Origin of the sequence: Ensifer sp. MJa1, assembly GCF_037026475.1 — a bacterium.
Classification (GTDB): Bacteria; Pseudomonadota; Alphaproteobacteria; order Rhizobiales; family Rhizobiaceae; genus Ensifer.
This window is the reverse complement of sequence record NZ_JAKUMO010000008.1, coordinates 227,085-250,856: the sequence shown is the minus strand read 5'-3', so window position 1 is coordinate 250,856 and position 23,772 is coordinate 227,085. Positions and strand designations below refer to the sequence as shown.

General features: G+C 63.3%; 17 protein-coding genes. 12 read left to right on the top strand and 5 right to left on the bottom strand.

All coding sequences use genetic code 11. The annotated features are described in order from the left end of the window. Positions 1-143 precede the first annotated feature (143 nt). Together arfB and MKZ91_RS13890 are read right to left on the bottom strand one after the other, a co-directional pair. Positions 144-578 (bottom strand): alternative ribosome rescue aminoacyl-tRNA hydrolase ArfB, encoded by a 435-nt coding sequence (gene arfB / locus MKZ91_RS13895; protein WP_336171442.1) that lies wholly within the window; start codon positions 576-578, stop codon positions 144-146. Between the two features lie 114 nt (positions 579-692). Next, positions 693-2,303 carry a phosphoenolpyruvate carboxykinase gene (locus MKZ91_RS13890; protein WP_336171441.1) on the bottom strand — a complete coding sequence of 537 codons (1,611 nt, stop codon included), beginning with the start codon at positions 2,301-2,303 and terminating at the stop codon, positions 693-695. A gap of 323 nt (positions 2,304-2,626) precedes the next feature. Here MKZ91_RS13890 and chvI point away from each other — a divergent pair, with 323 nt between their 5' ends. The 12 genes from chvI to trxA all read left to right on the top strand — a co-directional run bounded on the left by chvI (position 2,627) and on the right by trxA (position 20,410). Then, a complete protein-coding gene (gene chvI, locus MKZ91_RS13885) occupies positions 2,627-3,352 on the top strand; it encodes a two-component system response regulator ChvI (protein WP_336171440.1) in 726 nt (241 codons plus the stop codon). A 268-nt stretch (positions 3,353-3,620) separates the two neighbouring features. Continuing rightward, positions 3,621-5,354 (top strand): sensor histidine kinase, encoded by a 1,734-nt coding sequence (locus MKZ91_RS13880; protein ID WP_336171458.1) that lies wholly within the window; start codon positions 3,621-3,623, stop codon positions 5,352-5,354. Further along, positions 5,351-5,809, top strand: a complete 459-nt coding sequence (locus tag MKZ91_RS13875; protein WP_336171439.1) for an HPr kinase/phosphorylase — start codon at positions 5,351-5,353, stop codon at positions 5,807-5,809. The genes MKZ91_RS13880 and MKZ91_RS13875 overlap by 4 nt, the downstream gene beginning before the upstream one ends. 156 nt (positions 5,810-5,965) lie before the next feature. Next, entirely contained in the window at positions 5,966-6,367 is a 402-nt protein-coding gene (locus tag MKZ91_RS13870) for a PTS sugar transporter subunit IIA (protein WP_336171438.1), read from the top strand. After that, a complete protein-coding gene (locus tag MKZ91_RS13865) occupies positions 6,367-6,657 on the top strand; it encodes an HPr family phosphocarrier protein (protein WP_336171437.1) in 291 nt (96 codons plus the stop codon). Before MKZ91_RS13870 ends, MKZ91_RS13865 begins: the two co-directional genes overlap by 1 nt. A gap of 166 nt (positions 6,658-6,823) precedes the next feature. After that, positions 6,824-8,224, top strand: a complete 1,401-nt coding sequence (gene ahcY, locus MKZ91_RS13860; RefSeq protein WP_336171436.1) for an adenosylhomocysteinase — start codon at positions 6,824-6,826, stop codon at positions 8,222-8,224. Positions 8,225-8,530: 306 nt separating this feature from the next. After that, a complete protein-coding gene (locus MKZ91_RS13855) occupies positions 8,531-11,011 on the top strand; it encodes a sensor histidine kinase (RefSeq protein WP_336171435.1) in 2,481 nt (826 codons plus the stop codon). After that, positions 11,011-12,522 carry a tRNA (adenosine(37)-N6)-threonylcarbamoyltransferase complex ATPase subunit type 1 TsaE gene (gene tsaE / locus MKZ91_RS13850; RefSeq protein WP_336171457.1) on the top strand — a complete coding sequence of 504 codons (1,512 nt, stop codon included), beginning with the start codon at positions 11,011-11,013 and terminating at the stop codon, positions 12,520-12,522. The genes MKZ91_RS13855 and tsaE overlap by 1 nt, the downstream gene beginning before the upstream one ends. A gap of 10 nt (positions 12,523-12,532) precedes the next feature. Then, positions 12,533-13,264: a nucleotidyltransferase family protein gene (locus MKZ91_RS13845; protein WP_336171434.1), complete on the top strand. Its 732-nt coding sequence runs from the start codon at positions 12,533-12,535 to the stop codon at positions 13,262-13,264. A gap of 2 nt (positions 13,265-13,266) precedes the next feature. Continuing rightward, positions 13,267-16,449 carry a double-strand break repair protein AddB gene (addB, locus tag MKZ91_RS13840; protein WP_336171433.1) on the top strand — a complete coding sequence of 1,061 codons (3,183 nt, stop codon included), beginning with the start codon at positions 13,267-13,269 and terminating at the stop codon, positions 16,447-16,449. After that, positions 16,439-20,002, top strand: a complete 3,564-nt coding sequence (gene addA, locus MKZ91_RS13835; RefSeq protein WP_336171432.1) for a double-strand break repair helicase AddA — start codon at positions 16,439-16,441, stop codon at positions 20,000-20,002. Before addB ends, addA begins: the two co-directional genes overlap by 11 nt. Positions 20,003-20,086: 84 nt before the next feature. After that, entirely contained in the window at positions 20,087-20,410 is a 324-nt protein-coding gene (gene trxA, locus MKZ91_RS13830) for a thioredoxin (protein WP_336171431.1), read from the top strand. Between the two features lie 94 nt (positions 20,411-20,504). On the opposite strand, the gene MKZ91_RS13825 is transcribed toward trxA, so the two are convergent. The 3 genes from MKZ91_RS13825 to trpA all read right to left on the bottom strand — a co-directional run bounded on the left by MKZ91_RS13825 (position 20,505) and on the right by trpA (position 23,771). Beyond that, positions 20,505-21,848 carry a bifunctional folylpolyglutamate synthase/dihydrofolate synthase gene (locus MKZ91_RS13825; protein WP_336171430.1) on the bottom strand — a complete coding sequence of 448 codons (1,344 nt, stop codon included), beginning with the start codon at positions 21,846-21,848 and terminating at the stop codon, positions 20,505-20,507. 118 nt (positions 21,849-21,966) lie between these two features. Beyond that, positions 21,967-22,881 (bottom strand): acetyl-CoA carboxylase, carboxyltransferase subunit beta, encoded by a 915-nt coding sequence (accD, locus tag MKZ91_RS13820; protein ID WP_065376348.1) that lies wholly within the window; start codon positions 22,879-22,881, stop codon positions 21,967-21,969. A 50-nt stretch (positions 22,882-22,931) separates the two neighbouring features. Continuing rightward, a complete protein-coding gene (gene trpA / locus MKZ91_RS13815) occupies positions 22,932-23,771 on the bottom strand; it encodes a tryptophan synthase subunit alpha (protein WP_336171429.1) in 840 nt (279 codons plus the stop codon). Position 23,772 lies beyond the last annotated feature (1 nt).

Genomic DNA, 23,772 nt, shown 5'->3' with positions numbered 1-23,772 from the left:
GGCTGTCCCTCAATCATCACCGGCATCTCAGTGATCCGTTCTCTCAGCGGACGCGGTCTCTTTCATGCCACCTCCTTTTGCAAAAACACTGCTCGATAAGAGAGGGCGCCACCTGGCAAAGGCAAGGAGCGGCACAAAAGAAATCAATCGCCGGCTGGCCGCCCGCGGAGCTTCTTGATCTCGCCGCGTCCGGACTTTTCCTTGAGGCGGCGCTCGACGGAGCCGCGCGTCGGTTTCGTCTTCTTGCGCGGCGGCGGCGGGGGCTCGGCCGCCTTGAGGATCAACTCCTTCAAGCGCTCGCGCGCATCCTCTCGGTTGCGCTCCTGGCTGCGAAAGCGGCTGGCCTCGATCATCAGCACGCCCTCTTTCGAGGCGCGGCGGCCGGCGATCTTCAGTGCATTCGTCTTGATCCGATCGGAGAGCGCCGGCGAGGCCAGCACGTTGAAGAACAATTGCACCGCCGTCGAGACCTTGTTGACGTTCTGCCCGCCGGGACCACCGGCCAGCACGAACTGCTCCGTCAGTTCCCATCCGGCAATGATGATGCTGTCGTTGATGTAGAGCGGGTCGCTGGCCATGGTTCACCTCGTCCCGATCTATGGCACAGAGCGAACCTCTTGAAAACATTCGCCGCAAAAACGAAAAACCCGGCCACAAGGACCGGGTTTCACGTGAATCATAGCCGGCAATCTTTATTCGGCGGCGATCTGGGTGCCCGGAGCGGCGTCACGAACGCTGCCGTCCACATGTTCTTCGAACTTGGCGAAGTTGGTGATGAACATGTCGACGAGACGGTTGGCCTGCGCGTCGTAGGCTGCGCCATCGGCCCAGGTCGAACGCGGATCAAGGATGCCCTTGTCGACGCCCGGAACCGAAACCGGAACGGCGAAGCCGAAGTTGGCGTCGGTACGCAGTTCAGCCGAGTTCAGCGAGCCATCGAGGGCAGCGGCGAGCAGAGCACGCGTCACCTTGATCGGCATGCGGTTGCCGGTGCCATAGGCGCCGCCAGTCCAGCCGGTGTTGACCAGCCAGCAGGTGACGCCGTTCTTGGCGATCAGGTCCTTCAAGAGGTTGCCGTATTCCGACGGATGGCGCGGCATGAACGGCGCGCCGAAGCAGGTCGAGAAGGTCGCTTCCGGCTCGGTGACGCCCTTTTCCGTACCGGCGACCTTGGCGGTGTAGCCGGAGAGGAAGTGGTACATCGCCTGTTCTGGCGTCAGCTTGGCAATCGGCGGCATCACGCCGAAGGCATCGGCCGTCAGCATGATGATGGTGCGCGGCTGCGGTGCGGTGCCGGTGGCGCTGGCATTCGGAATGAAATCGAGCGGATAGGCGCAACGGGTGTTTTCCGTCAGCGAACCATCATCGAAGTCCGGAACGCGGTTCTCGTCGAGAACGACGTTTTCCATGACCGTGCCGAAACGACGGGTGGTGGCGTAGATTTCCGGCTCGGCGGCTTCCGACAGGCGGATCGCCTTGGCATAGCAGCCACCTTCGAAGTTGAAGACGCCATGTTCGCCCCAGCCGTGCTCGTCGTCGCCGATGAGCGTGCGGGTCGGATCGGCCGAAAGCGTCGTCTTGCCGGTACCCGACAGGCCGAAGAAGATCGCCGTATCGCCTTGCGGGCCGACATTGGCCGAGCAATGCATCGGCATGACGCCCTTGTTGGGCAGCAGGTAGTTGAGAACGGTGAAGACCGACTTCTTCATCTCACCGGCATAGGACGTGCCGCCGATGAGGATGAGGCCGTTGGTGAAGTCGCAGGCGATGACCGTTTCGGTACGGCAGCCATAGCGCTCCGGATCGGCCTTGAAGCTCGGCAGGTCGATGATCGTCAGCTTCGGCAGGAACGAGGCGAGTGCCTCGCGGGCCGGGCGGATCAACAGGTTGCGGATGAAAAGCGAGTGCCAGGCATATTCAGTGACGACGCGGGTCGGCAGCGAATTGTCAGCATCGGCACCGCCGACGAGGTCTTGAACATAGAGCGACATGCCCTTGGCATGCTCGAGCATGTCCTGTCGCAGCAGAGCGAAATGCTCCGGCGACATCGGCTTGTTGTTGTCCCACCAGATCTGGCCGTCGGTGTTTTCATCCCGAACGACAAACTTGTCCTTGGGTGAACGGCCGGTGTGCTGGCCGGTGCGGGCGACCAGCGCGCCATGCGCCGTCAGCTGAGCCTCGCCGCGGCGAATGGCTTCTTCGTAAAGCTCTGCGGCTTCGAGATTGTACCGGACCGTTTCAAGGTCGGAAAAGCCGAGTTTTTCCAAGCCGTTCGCGAGATTGCGAGTGCCGAGTTGCTCCATGGTCAAGCTTCCTTCGTGTTTGGCCATTGGCGTTGAATTTCGCCGGACCATACTTGCATGCTCGCTCAAAAACAAGGCGCCGTCAAAAAAAGAATAATGATTTCAGTATATTAATCGATTTAAAGAAAATTATCGTTTTTTTAATCGGTTGAATTCGACCAGCTGAATACTGATCTGGCGGACGCTATCCCACGGTCAAGACAGGTGCTTTTTGCGCTTCGCCACAATTTGTTCCACCTTTATACTCACTAACGCACCCGTGACTCGCGAATGCCGGAATTTCGGGGACGGAGCCGGCACCTCAAAAGACGGAGTTGAACACGATGCAGACCATCGCGCTTGTCGATGATGACCGGAATATCCTCACGTCCGTATCCATCGCCCTGGAGGCGGAGGGCTACAAGGTCGAGACCTATACCGATGGCGCTTCCGCGCTCGAGGGGCTGCTTGCCCGCCCGCCACAGCTTGCGATCTTCGATATCAAGATGCCGCGCATGGATGGCATGGAGCTGTTGCGTCGCCTCAGACAGAAGTCCGACCTGCCGGTCATCTTCCTGACGTCCAAGGACGAAGAGATCGACGAACTGTTCGGCCTGAAGATGGGCGCCGACGACTTCATCACCAAACCCTTCTCGCAGCGCCTCCTGGTCGAACGCGTCAAGGCGATCCTGCGCCGCGCGGCAAACCGGGAAGCGGCCGCCGCCAATGCGACGACGACCACCAAGGCATCCGACGTGCCGTCGCGCTCGCTGGAGCGCGGGCAGCTGGTCATGGACCAGGAGCGCCACACCTGCACCTGGAAGAACGAACCGGTGACCCTGACGGTGACCGAGTTTCTCATTCTCCATTCGCTCGCCCAGCGCCCTGGCGTGGTCAAGAGCCGCGATGCGCTGATGGATGCTGCCTATGACGAGCAGGTCTATGTCGACGACCGCACCATCGACAGCCACATCAAGCGGCTGCGCAAGAAGTTCAAGATGGTCGACAACGACTTCGACATGATCGAAACGCTCTACGGCGTCGGCTACCGGTTCCGCGAGTCGGCCTGAGCCACGGGGCTTGCCATCGGGGCCATTGTGGCGCATTCAGGGGCGATGCGACGGTGAATACGGCTTGAAGCCGCCTCTTGGGCCCCTTCGCGTTCTCGGACCCTTTTGGACCGGAACACTAAAGACAACGAGACGTCATGCCCGGCCTTCGGGCGGCGTCATCGCTGCGATCGAAAGAACGTGACGAATAGTCCGCGCGGGAGCGGGACACTTGGTAGAAGTCTTGCAGGGCGATATCGAAGATCTTGACGGGCGTGCGCAGGCACAGATGGGCCAGCGCCGCTGGGCGCATCCCTTCACGCTCATTCGCCGCCTGTTCGGCAACGCCGTCTTTTCGAGCCTCACCCGCCGCATCGTCTTCTTCAACCTCGTCGCGCTCGTCGTGCTCGTCGGCGGCATCATGTATCTCAACCAGTTCCGCGAGGGGCTGATCGATGCACGGGTCGAAAGCCTTCTGACCCAAGGCGAAATCATCGCCGGCGCCATCTCGGCTTCCGCCTCGGTCGATACCAACTCGATCACCATCGATCCGGAAAAGCTGCTCGAACTGCAGGCTGGCCAGAGCATCACGCCATTGCCGAGCGACGAGGATCTCGATTTCCCGATCATCCAGGAGCGTGTCGCACCGGTTCTGAGGCGCCTGATTTCGCCGACGCGGACCCGCGCCCGCCTGTTTGATGCCGATGCCGACCTGCTGCTGGATTCGCGCCATCTCTACAGCGGCGGCCAGGTGCTGCGCTTCGACCTGCCGCCGCTCGAACCGGAATCGACCGGGCTTGGCGGAAAGCTCAACAGCTGGCTGAACAAGCTGCTCCAACCCGGAAACCTGCCGCTCTACAAGGAGCCGCCGGGCGGTAACGGCTCGATCTATCCGGAGGTCACCAACGCGCTGACCGGCGTGCGCGGCTATGTCGAGCGCGTCACCGAGAAGGGCGAGCTGATCGTTTCGGTGGCCGTGCCGGTCCAGCGCTTCCGCGCCGTGCTCGGCGTGCTTTTGCTGTCCACCCAGGCGGGCGATATCGACAAGATCGTCCAGGCCGAACGCCTCGCCATCATCCGCGTCTTCGGCGTGGCCGCGCTCGTCAACATCATCCTGTCGCTGCTGCTGTCTTCGACGATCGCCAACCCGCTCCGGCGTCTGGCGGCGGCAGCCGTTCGTGTTCGCCGCGGCGGCGGCGCCAAGGAGCGCGAGGAAATTCCCGACTTCTCGTCGCGACAGGACGAAATCGGCAACCTGTCGGTGGCGCTGCGCGAGATGACGACTGCGCTCTACGACCGGATCGCCGCGATCGAGAATTTTGCCGCCGATGTCAGCCACGAGCTCAAGAATCCCCTCACCTCGCTGCGCAGTGCGGTCGAGACCCTGCCGCTGGCGCGCACCGACGAATCGAAGAAGCGGCTGATGGATGTCATCCAGCACGACGTGCGACGCCTCGACCGCCTGATCAGCGACATCTCCGACGCCTCGCGGCTTGACGCGGAGCTTGCCCGCAGCGACGCCAAGGTCATCGACCTCGAAAAGCTGCTCGGCGATCTCGTCGACATTTCGCGCCAGGTTCGCAGCAAGAAGAAGTCGGTGCTGCTCGACTTCGTCGTCGACCGCAAGGACAGCCCCAAGGCGCGCTTTGCCGTCAGCGGCTACGAACTGCGTATCGGCCAGATCATCACCAACCTGATCGAAAACGCCCGCTCCTTCGTTCCCGAAGATGGCGGACGGATCGTCCTGCGCCTGGCACGGTCGCGCTCCCGCTGCCTCGTCTATGTGGAGGACAACGGCCCGGGCATTCAGGCGGAAGACATCGACCGGATCTTCGAGCGCTTTTACACCGACAGGCCCGAAGGCGAGGATTTCGGCCAGAACTCCGGTCTCGGCCTGTCGATCTCCCGGCAGATCGCCGAGGCGCACGGCGGCACGCTGAAGGCTGAAAACATCATCGGGCCGAATGGCCACGTAACGGGTGCGCGCTTCATCTTGTCGCTGCCCGCCGAGCCGCACGCGTGACGACCGCTCGCGCCAATGTCCACGGCACAGCGATCGTGCTTGGAACGCGCGGCTTCCTGATCACCGGCCCTTCCGGCATCGGCAAATCCAGCCTGGCGCTTGCCTGCATTGCAGCCGCACGAGAAGCGGGGCAGTTTGCGGCCCTCATTGCCGACGACCGTGTCGACCTCACGCTCGAACACGACCGGATCGTCGCCCGCTGCCCGCCTTCGATCCACGGCCTGATCGAGATACGTGGCGCGGGGATCGGCACGATCGACACTGTGCCCGCGGCCGTTATCGACTGGGCAATCCTGCCCGTTCACGCTCCCTTCAACCCGCGTTTGCCGCCGGAAGATGAAACGTTATCGCTACCACTAGGGCGAGCACTGCCAATTGTTCGCGTTCCCGTTGAAAATGGGACGCCTGTTCTTGCTGTGCTGCGTGCACTGCTCGCCGAAAAATTAGGATTCTAGCCCTATTTACCGGCAGTGGGGCTGGTTTTTCGGCATTTTTGGCTTGCACTTCCCCTTTTCCTTGCCAAGATGCCCTCCCCAACAGGTGGACGAAATTGCTGCATTGCGATATCTGGCCATCAGTGAATTGCGTGTGCAGTTGGAGCGAAGATACCCATGATCGGACTTGTGCTTGTCACCCATGGCAAGCTGGCTGAGGAATTTCGACTTGCGCTTGAGCATGTCGTCGGTCCGCAAAAAGCTATAGAGACCGTCTGCATCGGCCCCGAGGACGACATGGATCAGCGTCGGCAGGACATCCTCGACGCGGTGACCAATGTCGACGAAGGCAACGGCGTCATCATCCTGACTGACATGTTCGGTGGAACGCCATCCAATCTTGCCATCTCCGTGATGCGCAGCGGCAGCGTCGAAGTGATCGCTGGCGTCAACCTGCCGATGCTGATCAAGCTTGCCGGCGTGCGCGGCGAAAGCGACATGGACAAGGCGCTCCTCGAGGCTTCGGAAGCCGGCCGTAAATACATCAATGTCGCCAGCCGCGTCCTGAGTGGAAAGTAATGGATCATCGCCCCGACATGTCGCTGACGCGCGAGCTTCTGATCATCAACAAGCGCGGCCTGCATGCGCGGGCGTCGGCGAAGTTCGTTCAGACAGTCGAGGCCTATGACGCCGAAATCACCGTGTCGAAAGACGGCATGACCGTCGGCGGGACGTCGATCATGGGGCTGATGATGCTGGCCGCCAGCACCGGCTGCAGCGTCTGCGTCACCGCCAGCGGCGCGCAGGCCGAAGAGGCGCTGAACGCACTCGACGCGCTGGTCGCCGACAAGTTCGGCGAAGAAATGTAACGGACAATATAAAGATATAAAGACTTCTTTATATCGAGGTTGCCCTCCTCCTGGAATCCTGATAGATCGGTCGCACTCTCACCGCGTCGAGTAGGCGTGGGAGGCATAATCGCGCCGCAACACGGCCAGGGCCGCGCGGCTTGAAGAGATCAGCCCGGAGAATTCCATGACCACCACTCAGGATTATATCGTCGCCGACATCGGACTTGCCGATTTCGGGCGCAAGGAAATTGCGATCGCCGAAACGGAAATGCCGGGCCTGATGGCCTGCCGCGAAGAGTTCGGCGCCTCCAAGCCGCTGAAGGGCGCGCGCATCACCGGCTCGCTGCACATGACCATTCAGACCGCCGTCCTGATCGAGACGCTGGTCGCCCTTGGCGCCGACGTGCGCTGGGCGTCCTGCAACATCTTCTCGACCCAGGACCACGCAGCTTCAGCGATCGCTGCCAGCGGCGTTCCGGTCTTCGCCGTCAAGGGCGAGACGCTGGAAGAATACTGGACCTACACGGACAAGATCTTCCAGTGGGCCGACGGCGGCGTCTCCAACATGATCCTCGATGATGGCGGCGACGCCACCATGTACATCCTGCTCGGCGCCCGCGCCGAAGCCGGCGAAAACGTGCTCTCCAACCCGGGCTCGGAAGAAGAAGAGATCCTCTTCGCACAGATCAAGAAGCGCCTCGAAGCTTCGCCGGGCTTCTTCACCAAGCAGCGCGACGCCATCAAGGGCGTAACCGAAGAAACCACCACCGGTGTCAACCGCCTGTACCAGCTCCAGGCCAAGGGCCTGCTGCCGTTCCCGGCGATCAACGTCAACGATTCGGTCACCAAGTCGAAGTTCGACAACAAGTACGGCTGCAAGGAATCGCTGGTCGACGGCATCCGCCGCGGCACCGACGTGATGATGGCCGGCAAGGTTGCTGTCGTCTGCGGTTACGGCGACGTCGGCAAGGGCTCGGCTGCCTCGCTTTCGGGCGCCGGCGCCCGCGTCAAGGTCACGGAAATCGATCCGATCTGCGCGCTGCAGGCAGCCATGGACGGCTTCGAAGTCGTTCAGCTCGAAGACGTCGTCTCGTCGGCCGACATCTTCATCACCACGACCGGCAACAAGGACGTCATCCGCATGGACCACATGCGCGAGATGAAGGACATGGCGATCGTCGGCAACATCGGCCACTTCGACAACGAAATTCAGGTTTCCGCTCTGCGTAACCTGAAGTGGACGAACATCAAGCCGCAGGTCGACATGATCGAGTTCCCAAAGGGCAATCGCATGATCCTTCTTTCGGAAGGCCGCCTGCTCAACCTCGGCAACGCCACCGGTCACCCGTCCTTCGTGATGTCGGCCTCGTTCTCCAACCAGGTGCTCGCCCAGATCGAGCTCTTCACCAAGGGCGAAAACTACAAGAACGAAGTCTACGTCCTGCCGAAGTCGCTCGATGAGAAGGTCGCTCGCCTGCACCTGAAGAAGCTCGGCGCCAAGCTCTCCGAACTTTCGGAAGAGCAGGCCGACTACATCGGCGTGAAGACGCAGGGCCCGTTCAAGGCTGAGCACTACCGGTACTAATCCTTACCCGGGCAATCCACAACATCTTGTGGCCGCGTTCTTGACAAGAGAGCGCGGCCGCTTTTTTGGGCGTCTCCCTTCCCGACGATTCGACTAGGAAGTATGCTCTAACCCATTGATTCGTGATGTCGGTGCGGACCTTGGGCATCGCGGATGGGATGTCTTGTCGGACAAGCGGCAAACAGACGGAGACAGACCGGGGATGCAATCGGAACTGACGCAGGCCCTTGACCAGGGCCTCGGTGGAACTGTGCAAGGCGGAGCAAGGCCGGCAGCACCCTGCGGACAGACGGGGACGGCAGCGCCATGAACACAGATCAAACAGCCACTCCGGGCACCCGCCGCAAGGGCCCGAAGTTCTTGCGCCGCCTCCTGGCCGGCACCGCCCTTTTTGCCGCAACCGATGCGCTTGCGCAGGTTGCCCCGCAAAAGGCCAACATCTTCGGATCGTCGGAAGTTGTCACCTTCTCCGTTCTCATCGGCGTCATCTCGGCTGCGATGATTTCAGCGATCTGGCTGATCCGCCAGCGCGGCAATATCGAAGCGGAAAATCGCGAACTCCGGTCGGACCTCTCCGACGCCAACCAGCGCCTCTCGCGCTATCAGGCGCTCGTCGCCGACAAGAACCGGCGGATCGTCATCTGGGACGGCCTCCTGGAGCGCGCCGAACTGCTCGGGCAGTTACCGGCCGAAACCGGCGCACCCGCCGATGATCGTGAATTCCTGGCCTTTGGCCGCTGGCTCAAGGCGCAATCCGCCGGTGAACTGGAGAAGGCAATCGACACGCTGCGTACCCAGGCGCGCAGCTTCGATCTCGTGCTCGAAACGCAACGCAACGAGGTGCTCGAAGCCCAGGGACGCGTGTCCGGCGGCCGCGCCTTCGTTCGCTTCATCGCGCTCAACAACATGCGGGCGGAGCTCGCCGAGCTGAAGCTCGAGCATGACCGGCTCCATGCCGCCCTCCTCTCCTTCCGCACACTGCTCGATGCGATTGACCTGCCGGTCTGGCAGCGCAGTCCCGAAGGTGCGCTGACCTGGGTCAATGAGGCCTATGCCGACGCGGTGGAAGCGCCGAGCGTCTCGACCGCCCTTGTCGAGGGACGCGAGCTGCTCGCGACCGTCGCGCGCGAGAAGATCCGCTCGGTGTCGACCTTCGACACGCCGTTCCGCGACAAGGTTTCGACCGTCGTCAAGGGCAACCGTACCTTCTTCGACGTGGTCGATGCGCGAAGCCCGGCCGGATCCGCCGGCATCGCCGTCGACGTGTCCGGGGTAGAAGCCGTGCGCGAGGAGCTCAACCGCACCCTGAAGAGCCACGCCGAAACGCTGGACCACCTCGCCACCCCCGTCGCGATCTTCGACGGCAACCAGCGTCTGCAATTCTACAACCAGGCCTTCCAGCGCCTGTGGAATCTCGACATCGGCTTCCTGGAGCGCAAGCCTGACAATGGCGAAGTGCTCGACCGGCTGCGCGCCGGCGGGCAGCTGCCCGAGCAGCTCAACTGGAAACAATGGAAGGCGAACGCGCTCTCCGTCTATCAGGCGCTCGATACGCAAAGCGACCTCTGGCACCTGCCGAACGGCCAGACGCTGCGCGTCTTTGCCACCGCCCGCCCGCAGGGCGGCGTCACCTGGGTGTTCGAGAACCTGACCGAGAAGGTCGACCTGGAAACGCGCTACAACACGCTGGTGCAGGTCCAGGGCGAGACCATCGACCATCTGGCCGAAGGGGTTGCCGTGTTCGGGCCGGACGGTCGCATCCGCCTGTCGAACCCGGCCTTCCGCGCCATCTGGGGCATCAGCGAGGCGGAAGCCAAGCCCGGCACCCATATCAAGGCGATCGAGCAGGCCTGCCTCATTTCCTACGACCAGCCGGACGGCTGGAAGCGTTTCGCACACATCATCACCAGCTTCGACGATGAGCGTCCCTCGAGCCGCGGCATTCTGGAGCTCAGAACCGGGCTGATCCTCGACTATGCGGTCATTCCGCTGCCGAACGCCCAGACGATGCTGACCTTCGTCAACATCACGGACAGCGTGCGCGTCGAGCGTGCGCTCACCGAAAAGAATGATGCGCTACGCAAGGCAGACGCGCTGAAGAATGACTTCGTACACCACGTGTCCTATGAGTTGCGCTCGCCGCTCACCAACATCATCGGTTTTGCCGACCTCTTGAAGACCCCGGCCTTTGGCGAACTCAACGACCGCCAGGCCGAGTATGTCGATCACATCGCCACCTCTTCGTCGCTGCTGCTGACGATCGTCAACGACATCCTGGATCTCGCCACCGTCGATGCCGGCATCGTCGAACTCGACATGGCCGATATCAGCCTCACCGATTTCCTCGACGACATCGCCCACCAGATGGCGGACCGGCTGATCGAGAGCGGGGTGACGCTCAGGATTGCCGCGCCCGACAACCTCGGCCGCATGGTCGCCGATCAACAGCGACTGAAGCAGATCTTCGTCAAGTTGCTGACCAATGCCGCAAATTTCGCGCCCGACGGCAGCGTCATCGACCTTGCATGCCGCCGCGAGGGCAGCGACTTTATCTTCTCGGTTTCCGACAGCGGCCCCGGCATACCGCAGGACGTGCTCGATACCGTGTTCAACCGCTTCGAAAGCTATGGCCAGCGCGGTGGCGCCGGCCTCGGACTGTCGATCGTCGAGAGCTTTGTCAGCCTGCATCACGGCACCGTCTCGATCCGCAGCAGGGAAGGCGAAGGCACGGAAGTGACCTGCCGCATCCCCTCGGCCGAAGCGCCGAAGATCATCGCGGCTGAATGATGCCTAAGATCGAGCGCACTCTTGCGAACGAGGCGGCAACGATCGAGCTCGGCGAAGACTTGGCGCTGGCCCTGAAGGCTGGCGACTGTGTCGCACTTTCGGGCGATCTCGGCGCCGGCAAATCGACCTTCGCCCGCGCCTTTCTTCGGGCGCTCGCCGACGACGATGGCCTGGAAGTGCCGAGCCCGACCTTCACGCTGGTTCAGACCTACGAGCTTCGCATTCCCGTCGCCCACTTCGATCTCTACCGGTTGGCGGATTCGAGCGAACTGGACGAACTGGGATTCGACGAGGCCCTGTCGCAGGGCATCTGTCTGGTCGAATGGCCTCAACGGGCCGACGACGCCCTTGCTTCCGACCGCATCACGCTCGCTATCACCCACGAAGGTGGCGGTCGACGCGTAGAGATCTCCGGTCCGGACGAGAAAATGCAGCGCATCGCCCGCTCGCTGGCGATCCGCGACTTCCTCGACAGTAACGGCCATGCCAAGGCGCGGCGCCGCCACCTGAGCGGCGACGCCTCCATCCGTGCCTATGAACGCATATACCCGGCGGACGAATCCATTAGCCGGATTCTGATGGATTCGCCGCGACACAAGCCGGGCCCGATCCTTGAGAACGGCAAATACTATCAGCAGCTCGCGCATATCGCCGAAGACGTCGTGCCCTTCGTGGCAATCGATCAGCTGCTGCTTGCCCGCGGCCTTGCCGCGCCTGAGATCTACGCCCGCGATCTTGACCAGGGCATCCTCTTGATCGAGGACCTGGGATCGGATGGCGTACTCGATCCGGCCGGGGAGCCGATCGACGAACGCTACATCGAAAGCGCGCGACTGCTGGCACGCCTGCATGCCAAGCAGGCTCCAAGGGACGTCAACGTCGCGCAAGCGGTCGTCCACCACATCCCGGATTTCGATCGCACGGCGATGAAGATCGAGACGCGGCTCTTGACCGACTGGTACCTGCCCTGGAAACGCGGCGAGCCGGCGAGCGACGTAGAGAAACGTGACTATGCCGAGATCTGGGATGGGTTGATCGATCTGCTTCAGACCTCCGAGACCAACCTTTTGCTACGCGATTTCCACTCGCCGAACATCATCTGGCGCAACGAGCGCCAGGGACTGGACCGGGTTGGCCTCATCGATTTCCAGGACGCGATGATCGGCCCGACGGCCTATGACGTGGCGTCACTGGTGCAGGACGCGCGCGTCACCATTGCGCCTCCACTCGCCAGCCGGATGATGGAAACCTACCTTGCGGAACGCCATGCAAGCAGTAGTTTCGACGAGGCGACGTTCCTGCGCGACTGGCACCTGATGTCGGCGCAGCGCAACTGCAAGCTCGTCGGCATCTGGGTGCGGCTGATGCAGCGCGACGGCAAGCCCGGCTACATGAAACACATGCCGCGCACTTTCACCTATCTTCAGGCAGCGCTTTCACATCAATCGCTGAAACCCTTGCGCGACTGGTGTATGAAGACCGGAATCCTCGATTCCGAATCAGCGAACTGACAGAGAAGCAATGTCGATCAGCAATGCGATGGTGCTCGCCGCGGGCCTCGGCACCCGGCTTCGCCCAATCACCAACACCGTGCCGAAGCCGCTCGTCAAGATCGCCGGCAAGCCGATGATCGACTATGTGCTGGACCTGCTGGCCGAGGCCGGCGTCAGCAAGGCAGCCGTCAACGTCCACCATTTCGCCGACCAGATGGAAGGCCATCTCGGCCAGCGGACGACGCCCGAGATCATCATCTCCGACGAGCGCGACGCGTTGATGAATTCCGGCGGCGGCCTGGTCAAAGGACTGAAACTGCTGCCCGCGGGCCCGGTCCTGGTGATGAATGCCGACCTCTTCTGGGTCGGCGAACCGAAGGGCGTGCCCAGCAACCTGACGCGCCTTGCCGATGCCTTCGATGCGGACAGCATGGACATGCTGCTCTTGTGCGTGCGCGTCGAGGACACGACCGGGCACAACGGCAAGAAGGACTTTTCGCTCGGCGATGACGGCAAGCTCGAGCGTTACGCGGAAGGCCTGCCGAACCCGGTTGTCTATGCCGGTGCCATCGCCCTTCACTCCCGGCTTTTTGCCGATGCGCCCGATGACGCCTTCAACCTCAACATCTACTTCGACCGCGCCTCCGAAAAGGGACGCCTCCATGGCCTGCTGCTCGACGGGCACTGGATGACGGTCGGCACGCCCGAGGCGATTGACGAAGCGGAAGCGGCGATCCGCCGCCATCAGCCGGAGGGATGAGCGTGCGCGGCCGCCGGTCCAACGTCTTCACGATCCCGCCCGGCCTCCCCTTCCTGAAGACGCTCGCCGAAAAGCTCTGCGACGGAAGCCTGACACCGGACTTCCGCTACGATGCCACCGATCCCCTGCCGCTCGCCGGCGTGACGATCTTCGTGCCGACGCGGCGTTCGGCCCGTGTGCTTCGATCGGAATTCGTCGACCTGCTCGGCGGCCGCTCGACCATCCTGCCCACCATCAAGGCGCTCGGCGAGACCGACGACGACAGCGGCTTCTTCGATGCCGAAGTGCCGGCAATCCTCGATCTCGCGCCGCCGCTTCCGGGCACGGCCCGCCTGATCGAGCTTGGCCGCCTCATTCTCGCCTGGCGCAACCGCCTGCCGAAGGTGGTGCTCGACATCCATGCGGAAAGCCCACTGATTGCGCCGGCGAGCCCCGCCGACGCGATCTGGCTCGCCCGCAACCTTGCCGACCTCATCGATGCGATGGAGACGGAAGAGCTGGACTGGGACAAACTCGACCGGCTCGACGCCGGTGAGCATGCGCTCTGGTGGCAACTGACGCTCGAGTTCCTGAAGATCGCCCGCACCTACTGGCCGGAACGGCTGGAAGAGCTCAAGCAGTCCTCACCGGCGCGTCACCGCAACGCCATCCTCCAGGCCGAAACGCAACGCATCGCCGCCGGCAAGATCGAAGGTCCGATCATCATTGCCGGTTCGACCGGATCTATCCCGGCAACCGCCGCTCTGATTGCTGCCGTACAGAAGCTTGCCAACGGAACGATCGTACTGCCGGGCCTCGACCAGACGATGAGCGATGCCGAATGGGACATGATCGTCGCCGACGCGGCCCTTGACGGCCGGCCGGACCCGGCAAGCCGCAGCCACCCGCAGTATGGCTTCTACCGGCTGTTGAAGCGCATGGGCGTTCTGCGGCCCGACGTCACAGCACTGACCGACGCCGAAACGGATCTCGAGTTCCGGGCGGGCATCCTGTCTCACGCCCTCCTGCCGGCCAAGGCAACCAATGCCTGGACCGAGATGCGCGGTGACCTCGATCAAAGGCGGCTACAAGCGGCGTTTGAAGAGACCGCCCTCATCGAAACCGCCAATGAACGCGAGGAGGCGGCCGCAATCGCCGTTGCGCTGCGCCTGGCACTCGAAGGCAGCGCGGACAGCCAGGCGGCGCTGATCACGCCGGATCGAAATCTCGCGCGACGGGTCGCTGCCGAGCTCGCACGCTTCGGCATCGAGGCCGACGATTCTGCCGGTACGCCGCTGTCGTCGACGCCGCAGGGCAGCTTGATGCGGCTGCTTCTGGAGGCGAGTCTGAGGCCCGGCGATCCGGTTCCCTTCGTCGCGCTGCTCAAGCATCCGCTGGCGCGCTTCGGCCTCTCCCGCGATACCGCTCGCCGCGGCGCCGATGCGCTGGAAAGAATGGCGCTGCGTGGCTGCACCACGACCGTCGATCTCCTCACGCTGGGGACGCTGCTCGACGCAGCCCTTGTCCGCCACAAGGCGGATCGCCACCCGCCGGAATGGCGCATCGGCACAACCGACGAGGACCTCCAGGCGGCAGGCGCGCTGGCCACCAGGATCGGCCTTGCGGTAAAGCCTCTGGCCTCGGCGATCACGCGTGCCCGCGACGGTAGCCGCGTCTACTCGGAAGAGTTCAGCTTCGCCGACTGGGCGACACGCACCGGACAGGCGCTGGAAGCAGCCTGTGCCGACGAACGCGGTGATCTTGGTGGCCTCTGGTCCGGCGAGGCTGCCGACACACTGGCGACCCTGCTTCGCGGCATCATCGAGACCGAGGGCCAGATGACGGCCGACGGGCCGCAATGGTGCGACGTGATGGAAGCGCTCGGGGCAAGTGCTGCGGTCAAGCCTCGCTCCATGCGCCACCCGCGCGTCTTCATTTTCGGCGCGCTGGAGTCCCGCCTGCAGAGCATGGACCTGGTGGTGCTCGGCGGCATGAACGAAGGCAACTGGCCAGGCCAGACGGCTAATGATCCGTTCCTTTCGCGCACCATGAAGACCGGCATCGGGCTTGAGCCGCCCGAACGGCGCATCGGCCAGCTCGCGCACGACTTCCAAATGGCTTGCGGCACGCGGCGTCTGATCTTCACCCGCTCGATGCGCCAGGGATCCGCGCCAACGGTCGCCTCGCGCTGGCTGCAGCGCCTGCTGGCGCTCGGCGGCGAACATCTGGGCGAAACACTGCGCGCCCAAGGCGCCGATTACCTCACCTGGGCGCGCATGCTCGACGACGGTGATCGCCAGCCGCTTGCCGAACGCCCCGCGCCCAAACCGCCGGCCGATCTGCAGCCGCGCAAATATTCCTTCAGCGAGGTCTCGCGGCTCAGGCGCGACCCCTATGCCATCTACGCCCGTCGCATTCTGCGCCTGCACCCGCTCGATCCTTTCAACAGCGATCCAGGTGCGGCCGAGCGCGGCACGCTCTACCACCAGATCGTCGAGCGTTTCGTGCGCGGCGGGATCGACGTCATGTTGGCCGAGGCCGAAGCGGTTATGCAGCGACTGCTGAACGAGGCGTTTGATGAGGCCGCACTGCCGCTGCACATCGACACCATCTGGCGACCGCGCTTTGCGGCCGTCGGCAAGGCCTTCATTCAATGGGAACGGGAGCGCGCACGCCACATACGGCGCTCGCGCACGGAGGCGCCGGCCTCAATGGACCTCGGGGTCGCCGACATGCGGCTGACGGGGATCGCCGACCGGCTGGATACGCTTGCCGACGGCAGCGTCGAGATCATCGACTACAAGACCGGCTCCAGCCCATCGGTCAAGGAGGCACGTGTGCTGCTCGACCCGCAGCTCGCCCTGGAGGCGGCAGCGCTCAAGGCCGGTGCCTTCAAGGATGTGCCCCCCAGCCACCCGCAGTCGCTCACCTATGTCCGGCTCAAGCCCGGTTCGCGCTTCAAGTCGGAAACCGTCAACAACGAAGGCAGCAAAGCCAAGGAGACCAGGTCCGCCGACCAGCTCGCTGATGAATCCCTTGCCGAACTCCGCAAGCTGCTGAGCGCGCTGCTTGTCGGGAAACACGGCTTCGCCTCGCGGCTGATTGTTCAGAAAGAGCGCGAATACGGCGGCGAATATGACCATTTGGCACGCGTTGCCGAATGGTCGACGGCGGATAGCGACGAGGAGGACGGCGATGAGGGATGACAGCCTCGGCCCGAGCGAGAGCACACCGCAGGCCTGGCTCGACTGGACCTCGCGCCGGCAATCGCTTGCCTCCGACCCTCAGCGTTCCGCCTGGGTTTCGGCCAATGCCGGCTCCGGCAAGACGCATGTGCTGACCCAGCGCGTGATCCGGCTGTTGCTCGCCGGCTGCCGTCCCTCGGCCATTCTCTGCCTCACCTATACCAAGGCGGCGGCCTCCGAAATGTCGAATCGCGTCTTCGAGCGGCTGGCCGAATGGGTGACGCTCGACGATCAAACGCTTGAAGACCGAATAGAGGCGATCGAGGGCGAGCGTCCATCGCTCTTCAAATTGCAGGAGGCCCGCCGGCTGTTTGCCCGCGCGCTGGAAACGCCGGGCGGGCTGAAGATCCAGACGATCCACGCCTTCTGCGAGGCGCTGCTGCACCAGTTTCCACTCGAAGCCAATGTCGCCGGACATTTCTCGGTTCTCGACGACCGCGCCGCCGCCGTCTTGCTCGCCGATGCGCGCCGCTTGCTGCTCACCGCGACGGCGGCCAAGGACGACGCCGGTCTGGCGCGCGCCTTTGCGACTGTGCTCGATCTCGCCGATGACACCGGTCTTGAGAAGCTGCTTGCTGCCATCATCGAAAATCGCACAGCAATCCACGCCTTCCTTGAGCGCGCGGATGCAAATGGCGGCACGGAGGCCGAGCTGCGCCGAGCACTTAAGCTTGCTCCGGATGACAGCGTTGCCAGTGCGATCGCCAGCGTCTGGCCGCTTGCGGGTCTCAGTGGCGCGGCGCTCGATCGTTATCTTTCCATCGCCAGGGACGTCGGCGGATCGAAGGTGCTCGAGTTTTCGGAAGGGTTGAGAACCGTATCCAGGCTCGCCGATCCGATGGCCCGCTACGAAGGCCTGCGGCATCTGTTTTTCACCGGCACCGGCAAGCCGCGCGCGCAATCCGCCTTCCTCAACAAGGCGATGCAACAGGCCGCACCCGACCTTGCCGATCTGGTCGACAAGGCTTGTCATCATGTCGTGGCCTGCATCGATCGCGTCAGTATTGTCCAGATGTTCGAGGCAACGCTTTCGGCGCTGACGCTCGCCGATCGACTGAACGCCGACTATGAGGAGTTGAAGCGCAGACGCAGCCAGCTCGACTTCGAGGACCTGATCAATCGTACGGCCGCCCTTTTCGCCCGTGGCGACGTCAGTGCCTGGGTGCACTACAAGCTCGACCAGGGCATCGACCATATTCTCGTCGACGAGGCCCAGGACACCAGCCCCGCCCAGTGGACGATTATCCAGGCGTTGGCCGCGGATTTCTTCTCAGGCGAAAGCGCGCGCAGCGGCAGCAACCGTACGATGTTCGCCGTCGGTGACGAAAAGCAGTCGATTTACTCCTTCCAGGGCGCGCGCCCCGAACGGTTCTCGCGCGAGAGCCAGGAGACCGAACGGCGGGTGCGCGACGGCGGCAAGGCTTTTGAGCCCATCCGGCTCCAGCTTTCCTTCCGCTCGACCGTCGACGTGCTTTCGGCGGTCGATGCGGTCTTTGCCAATCCGGTGCATGCGCGAGGCTTGAGCGCGCGCAACGAGCCGGTGGTGCATGCCTCAAACCGCATCGGCCATCCCGGCGCTGTCGATGTCTGGGACGTTATCGCCAGCGAACCTGTTGATACGGACGACGAGTGGACCGCGGCCTTCGACGCCACGCCTGAGAGCGCGCCAGTCAATGTTCTCGCGCGGCGGATCGCGAATGTGCTGGAGAGCTGGATCGGCCGCGAAACGATCATCGAAAAGGGCGTACGCCGGCCGATGCGTCCGGGCGATGTGATCGTGCTGGTGCGCAAGCGCGATGCTTTCGTCAACGCCCTGACCCGGGCGCTGAAACGCCGCAACAACATCCCCGTCGCCGGCGCCGACCGGCTGGTGCTCACCAAGCACATCGCCGTCCAGGATCTGCTGGCGCTCGGACGCTTCGTGCTGTTGCCTGAGGACGATCTGTCACTTGCAGCGCTTTTGAAGTCGCCGCTGCTCAATCTCGGCGAGGATGCACTGTTTGAACTCGCCGCCCGGCGTGGCGTGGGCGAAAGCCTGTGGCAGCGCCTGCAGGACGAGGCAGTCGGAGGCGTCCTGTTCTACGCAGCCGCCAAGACGCTGAAGTCCTATATCGTGCTCGCGGGCCAGCTTGCGCCGCACGATTTTTATGCCCGCATCCTCGGCGTGCACGGCGGCAGGGCCGCCTTCCTGGCGCGTCTCGGAACCGAGGTCAGCGACATTCTCGACGAGTTTCTCACCTTCGCTCTCGATCAGGAAAAAAGCGGCCTGCCAGGCCTGCAGGCCTTCGTGTCGACGCTGGAAATGGAGGCGCCGACCGTCAAGCGCGAGCAAGACAAGGAGCGCGACGAAGTGCGGGTGATGACCGTTCACGCCGCCAAGGGCCTCGAGGCCCCGGTCGTCTTCCTTGTCGACGGCGGCGGAAAGCCGTTCAATTCGCAGCATGTCCCCGACCTTCGTTTCCTCGAGCTCTCTGAGCACGACGGCACCGTCCTTTCACTGCCCGTCTGGCGCGCGCCGGGCTCGGCATCGAACTCGCTGGTGACGGCCGACAGCGATCGCCTGAAGGCGCTTGCCGAGGAAGAGTACCGCCGCCTGCTCTATGTCGGCATGACGCGTGCTGCCGACCGCCTGATCGTCTGCGGTTATCGCGGGCAACGGGCCGTTGCCGATACGTGGCATGCCATGGTTCAGGCGAGCGTCGCACAGGACGAACGCGGCCAGTCGATCACCTTTCGCGCCGGCGGCGAGGAATGGTCCGGCCACGCCTGGCGCGACAGGCGGGTCGAGCGCGATGTTCCCTCCAAGGACGAGCCGGTGTCGGAGGTCGGGCGAACCGCAACAGGCCTGCCAAAGGCGCTTTCGACCCCCCTGCCGCCGCAGAAGCGGCTGCCGCGGCCGCTTAGCCCCTCGGGTGTCGGCATTGCCGTCGACGAAGACGATGGCGACGCGCCCATTGGATCAGCACTGTTCTCGGCAAAGGCGCCTGCCAACCTTTCGCTGCTGCGCGGTGCCATTCTCCATCGCCTGCTGCAAGTTCTGCCGTCGATTACCACTGACGATCGCCGAGCCGCGGCCGAACGCTACCTCGTCCGTTCCGTGCCCCGCTGGTCGGCTGACCAGCGCGCAGCCCTCATTGCCGGCGTCGAGAACGTGCTCGACCATCCCGACCTCATAGCGCTCTTTTCCGCCGGCAGTCGTGCCGAAGTCTCGGTTATGGGCACGCTTACGCTCGGCAGCCGCGACCATGCGGTCTCCGGACGCATCGACCGCCTGTCGGTCAGCAACGGCATCGTGACGATCGCCGACTTCAAGACGAACAGGCAGGTGCCCGCCATGTCTGACGACATTCCCTTCGCCTACAGGGCGCAGTTGGCAATTTACCGAGAACTGTTGCGGCCGCTTTACCCGGGACACGCGTTCCGCTGCGTCCTGATCTTCACCGAAGGACCGGCAATCCACGTGGTTGCCGATCAGGCGCTCGACAGGAGCCTTGAAGACCTCGCGACAAAGTGAGATACCCGATATTGAAAATCCGGCGCGTCCCTCTCACATGAGACACAACATCTGGATACTCCATTCCGAACCAAGGAGCAGCCTATGGCTACTGTAAAAGTCGATACGTCCAATTTTCAGCAGGAAGTGCTGAACTCCGCCGAGCCGGTGGTTGTCGATTTCTGGGCCGAATGGTGCGGCCCGTGCAAGATGATCGCACCGAGCCTCGAGGAGATCTCGAACGAACTCGCCGGCAAGGTCAAGGTCGCGAAGCTCAACATCGATGAAAACCCGGAACTGGCAGCCCAGTACGGCGTTCGCTCGATCCCGACGCTCGCCCTGTTCAAGGCTGGCGAAGTGGCCGACATCAAGGTCGGTGCCGCTCCCAAGACGGCTCTCTCCTCGTGGATTTCCACTGCAGCCGCCTGAGGCCTGCCGCTAGAGATCGTTCAAAAGCCCGGCAAGCCGGGCTTTTTTCTTGTCGGGACGTGCCCTTGGTGCCTCAACGACCTGAGGCTGGCGATCACTTCGGTGGCGTACCGTTGTCGGCAAGAACGTCGCCGACCAGATAGAGCGAGCCACCGATCAGAATACGGGGCGGCATCGGATCTTCGTCGACCAGATTGGCGATGATCGTCAGCGCCTCGGCAACGGAAGAGACGGCCGACGCCTCGAAACCGACCGCAGCCGCATCGCTCGCCAGTGCCACCGGATCAAGACCTGCGTCCGAACCACGGATCGGCACGGTGAAGACCTGCTCGGCGAGATCAAGGAAAGCCCGGAAGTAACCGATCGGATCCTTGGTGTTGATCATGCCGATGATCAGGAACAGCGGGCGCGATTCGCGCTCCTCGAAATTCGCCATCGCCTCGGCGATCACCTGGCCCGCACCCGGATTGTGGCCGCCATCGACCCAGATCTCGGCATCCGAAGGTCCATAGTGCGTCAGCTTGCCGCTGGTGAGCCGCTGCAGGCGACCGGGCCATTGCACGCCGGCAAGCCCCTTCTCGATCGCCGCTTCCGACACGTCGAAGCCGGCAGCCCGCACCGCACGGATGGCGGCTGCGGCATTGGCATATTGATGGCGCCCCGGCAGCTTCGGCAGCGGCAGATCCGCAAGGCCGCCCTCGTCCTGGTAGACGAGGCGGCCGAATTCCTCATGCGCCATGAAATCCTGGCCATAGACGAACATCGGGCAACCAAGCCGCTCGGCCGTCGAAATCAGCACGTCGCGCGCGGCTTCCTCTTCCTGCTGGCCAATGACCACGGGGCAACCGCGCTTCATGATGCCGGCCTTCTCCGCGGCGATCAGCTCCACCCGATCGCCGAGATAGGCCTGGTGATCGAGCGAGATCGGCATGATCACCGAGACGGCCGGGCGGGCAATCACATTGGTGGCGTCGAAGCGGCCACCGAGACCGACCTCGATGATCGCCACATCCGCCGGGTGTTCGGCAAAGAGCAGGAAGGTAACGGCGGTCAGGATCTCGAAAACGGTGATCTTCTCGCCGCCATTGGCTTCGGCCACGCGCCTGACCGCGTCGGCCAGCACCGGATCGCTGACGAGCCTGCCCTTGCCGCCCCTGACGCCGAGACGGTAGCGCTCGTGCCAGTTGACGAGATGCGGTGAGGTGTGAACGTGGACACTGAGGCCGGCAGCCTCGAGGATCGCGCGGGAAAAGGCGGTGGCCGAACCCTTGCCGTTGGTGCCGGCGACATGGATTACCGGTGGCAGGCGGTCCTGGGGGTTGCCGAGCGCGGCGAGAAGCCGGGTGATCCTGTCGAGCGACAGGTCGAACCCTTTCGGGTGCAGCGCGAGAAGTTTTTCGATCTCGTAGCCTGCCTGGCTGGCTTCCACCGCTGTCATCTCACCCCGCCCCGATCCGATCGAATGCTGCGGCATCTCCGTCATCCGCCGGCACGGACATGCCCTGTCTGCTTTGGTCGCGCAGCGGTTATCGGAAACCACTGCGCGAACAGGAACTTTAAGCGCTTGCCGCGACCGGCAAGGCGGCAGGCTGCGTGCCGCCGTTGAGCTTGGAGGCTTCGGCCGGCTTCTTCATCAGGATCTTGAGGACCCGGGCAAGCGTCGACGGCAGGTCATGGCGCTTGACGACCATGTCGACCATGCCGTGCTCCAGCAGATATTCCGAAGTCTGGAAGCCTTCCGGAAGCTTTTCGCGCAGCGTCTGCTCGATCACGCGCTTGCCGGCAAAGCCGATTTCGGCGCCAGGCTCGGCCATGTGGATATCGCCAAGCATCGCATAGGACGCGGTCACGCCACCGGTCGTCGGGTTGGTGAGCACGACGATGTAGGGAAGACCGGCTTCCTTCAGCATGTTGACGGCAACCGTGGTGCGCGGCAACTGCATCAGCGACAGGATGCCTTCCTGCATGCGGGCGCCGCCCGAAGCCGGGAAGATGACCAGCGGGCACTTCTCGGCGATCGCCCTTTCGAATGCCTTGATGATCGCCTCGCCAGCGGCCATGCCAAGCGAACCGCCGATGAAGTTGAACTCGTGCACGACGGCGACAAGCTTGACGCCCTGAACGCGACCGAGGCCGGCAACGATCGTGTCTTCGAGCTCGGTCTTGGCGCGGCTGTCGCGCAGGCGGTCCGAGTACTTCTTGGAATCGCGGAACTTCAGCGGATCCTGAGCAACCTTCGGCTGCGGAAACGCCTCATAGATGCCGCCGTCGAACAGGTCCTTGAGCCGGGCCTTGGCCGGCATCTTCATGTGGAAGCCCGACTGCGGGATGACCCACTTGTTTTCCTCGAGATCGCGGTGGAACACCATCTCGCCGGTTTCCGGGCACTTGATCCAGAGGTTTTCCGGAACTTCCCGGCGGCCCAGCATCGAGTTGATCTTCGGCCGAACGTAGTTTGTGATCCAGTTCACTTAGTAACTCCTGAAGATTTCCTTCGGGTTGTGCGCGCTAATATAGGCAATTATTCGGCTGCTGCGAGGCGTGCGGAACGCACGCCGGCCGAGAGCCCTCTTACCAGCGCTTCGACACCCGGAACCGTCGCATCGGTTGCCTTGCCCTCTTCGGTCAGGCTCGACGCGATCTGGTTGACGATGGCCGTACCGACGACCACGCCATCGGCGGATGCACCGATGGCCCTTGCATGTTCCGCCGTCTTGACGCCGAAACCGACGCAGACCGGCAGGTTGGTGTGCGCCTTGATACGTCCGACGGCGCCGGCGATCAAAGACGGGTCGGGCAGAGCCGAACCGGTGATGCCGTTCATCGACACGTAATAGACGAAACCGGAGGTGTTTTCGAGCACCTTCGGCAGGCGACGGTCGTCCGTCGTCGGCGTCGCCAGGCGAATGAAGCTGATGCCCTTCTGAAGCGCCGGGATGCAGAGCTCGTCGTCCATCTCCGGCGGCAGGTCGACGACGATCAGGCCGTCGATGCCGGCGGCAAGCGCATCCGTCAGGAAGCGATCAACGCCGTAGATATAGATCGGATTGTAGTAGCCCATCAGCACGATCGGCGTGCGCTGGTCGTCCTCGCGGAAGCGACGGGCGATCTCAAGCGTCTTGGCAAGCGTCTGGCCGCCCTTCAGCGAACGCTGGCCGGCAAGCTGGATGGCCGGGCCATCGGCCATCGGGTCCGAAAAAGGCATGCCGAGCTCGATGACGTCGGCGCCGGCCTTCGGCAGCGCCTTCATGATCGAGACCGAGGTTTCGAAATCCGGATCGCCGCCCATGAAGTAGGTGACGAGGACCGGACGTCCTTCGGCCGCCACATCGGCAAATTTCTTGTCCATGCGTGCGGTCATG

Coding starts and splice junctions, on each gene's coding strand:
- tsaE (WP_336171457.1), top strand. CDS start 11,011: ATGCCTAAGATCGAGCGCACTCTTGCGAACGAGGCGGCAACGATCGAG.
- MKZ91_RS13890 (WP_336171441.1), bottom strand. CDS start 2,303: ATGGAGCAACTCGGCACTCGCAATCTCGCGAACGGCTTGGAAAAACTC.
- MKZ91_RS13865 (WP_336171437.1), top strand. CDS start 6,367: ATGGATCATCGCCCCGACATGTCGCTGACGCGCGAGCTTCTGATCATC.
- MKZ91_RS13825 (WP_336171430.1), bottom strand. CDS start 21,848: ATGACAGCGGTGGAAGCCAGCCAGGCAGGCTACGAGATCGAAAAACTT.
- trxA (WP_336171431.1), top strand. CDS start 20,087: ATGGCTACTGTAAAAGTCGATACGTCCAATTTTCAGCAGGAAGTGCTG.
- arfB (WP_336171442.1), bottom strand. CDS start 578: ATGGCCAGCGACCCGCTCTACATCAACGACAGCATCATCATTGCCGGA.
- addA (WP_336171432.1), top strand. CDS start 16,439: ATGAGGGATGACAGCCTCGGCCCGAGCGAGAGCACACCGCAGGCCTGG.
- MKZ91_RS13845 (WP_336171434.1), top strand. CDS start 12,533: ATGTCGATCAGCAATGCGATGGTGCTCGCCGCGGGCCTCGGCACCCGG.
- MKZ91_RS13880 (WP_336171458.1), top strand. CDS start 3,621: ATGGGCCAGCGCCGCTGGGCGCATCCCTTCACGCTCATTCGCCGCCTG.
- MKZ91_RS13870 (WP_336171438.1), top strand. CDS start 5,966: ATGATCGGACTTGTGCTTGTCACCCATGGCAAGCTGGCTGAGGAATTT.
- trpA (WP_336171429.1), bottom strand. CDS start 23,771: ATGACCGCACGCATGGACAAGAAATTTGCCGATGTGGCGGCCGAAGGA.
- ahcY (WP_336171436.1), top strand. CDS start 6,824: ATGACCACCACTCAGGATTATATCGTCGCCGACATCGGACTTGCCGAT.
- MKZ91_RS13855 (WP_336171435.1), top strand. CDS start 8,531: ATGAACACAGATCAAACAGCCACTCCGGGCACCCGCCGCAAGGGCCCG.
- chvI (WP_336171440.1), top strand. CDS start 2,627: ATGCAGACCATCGCGCTTGTCGATGATGACCGGAATATCCTCACGTCC.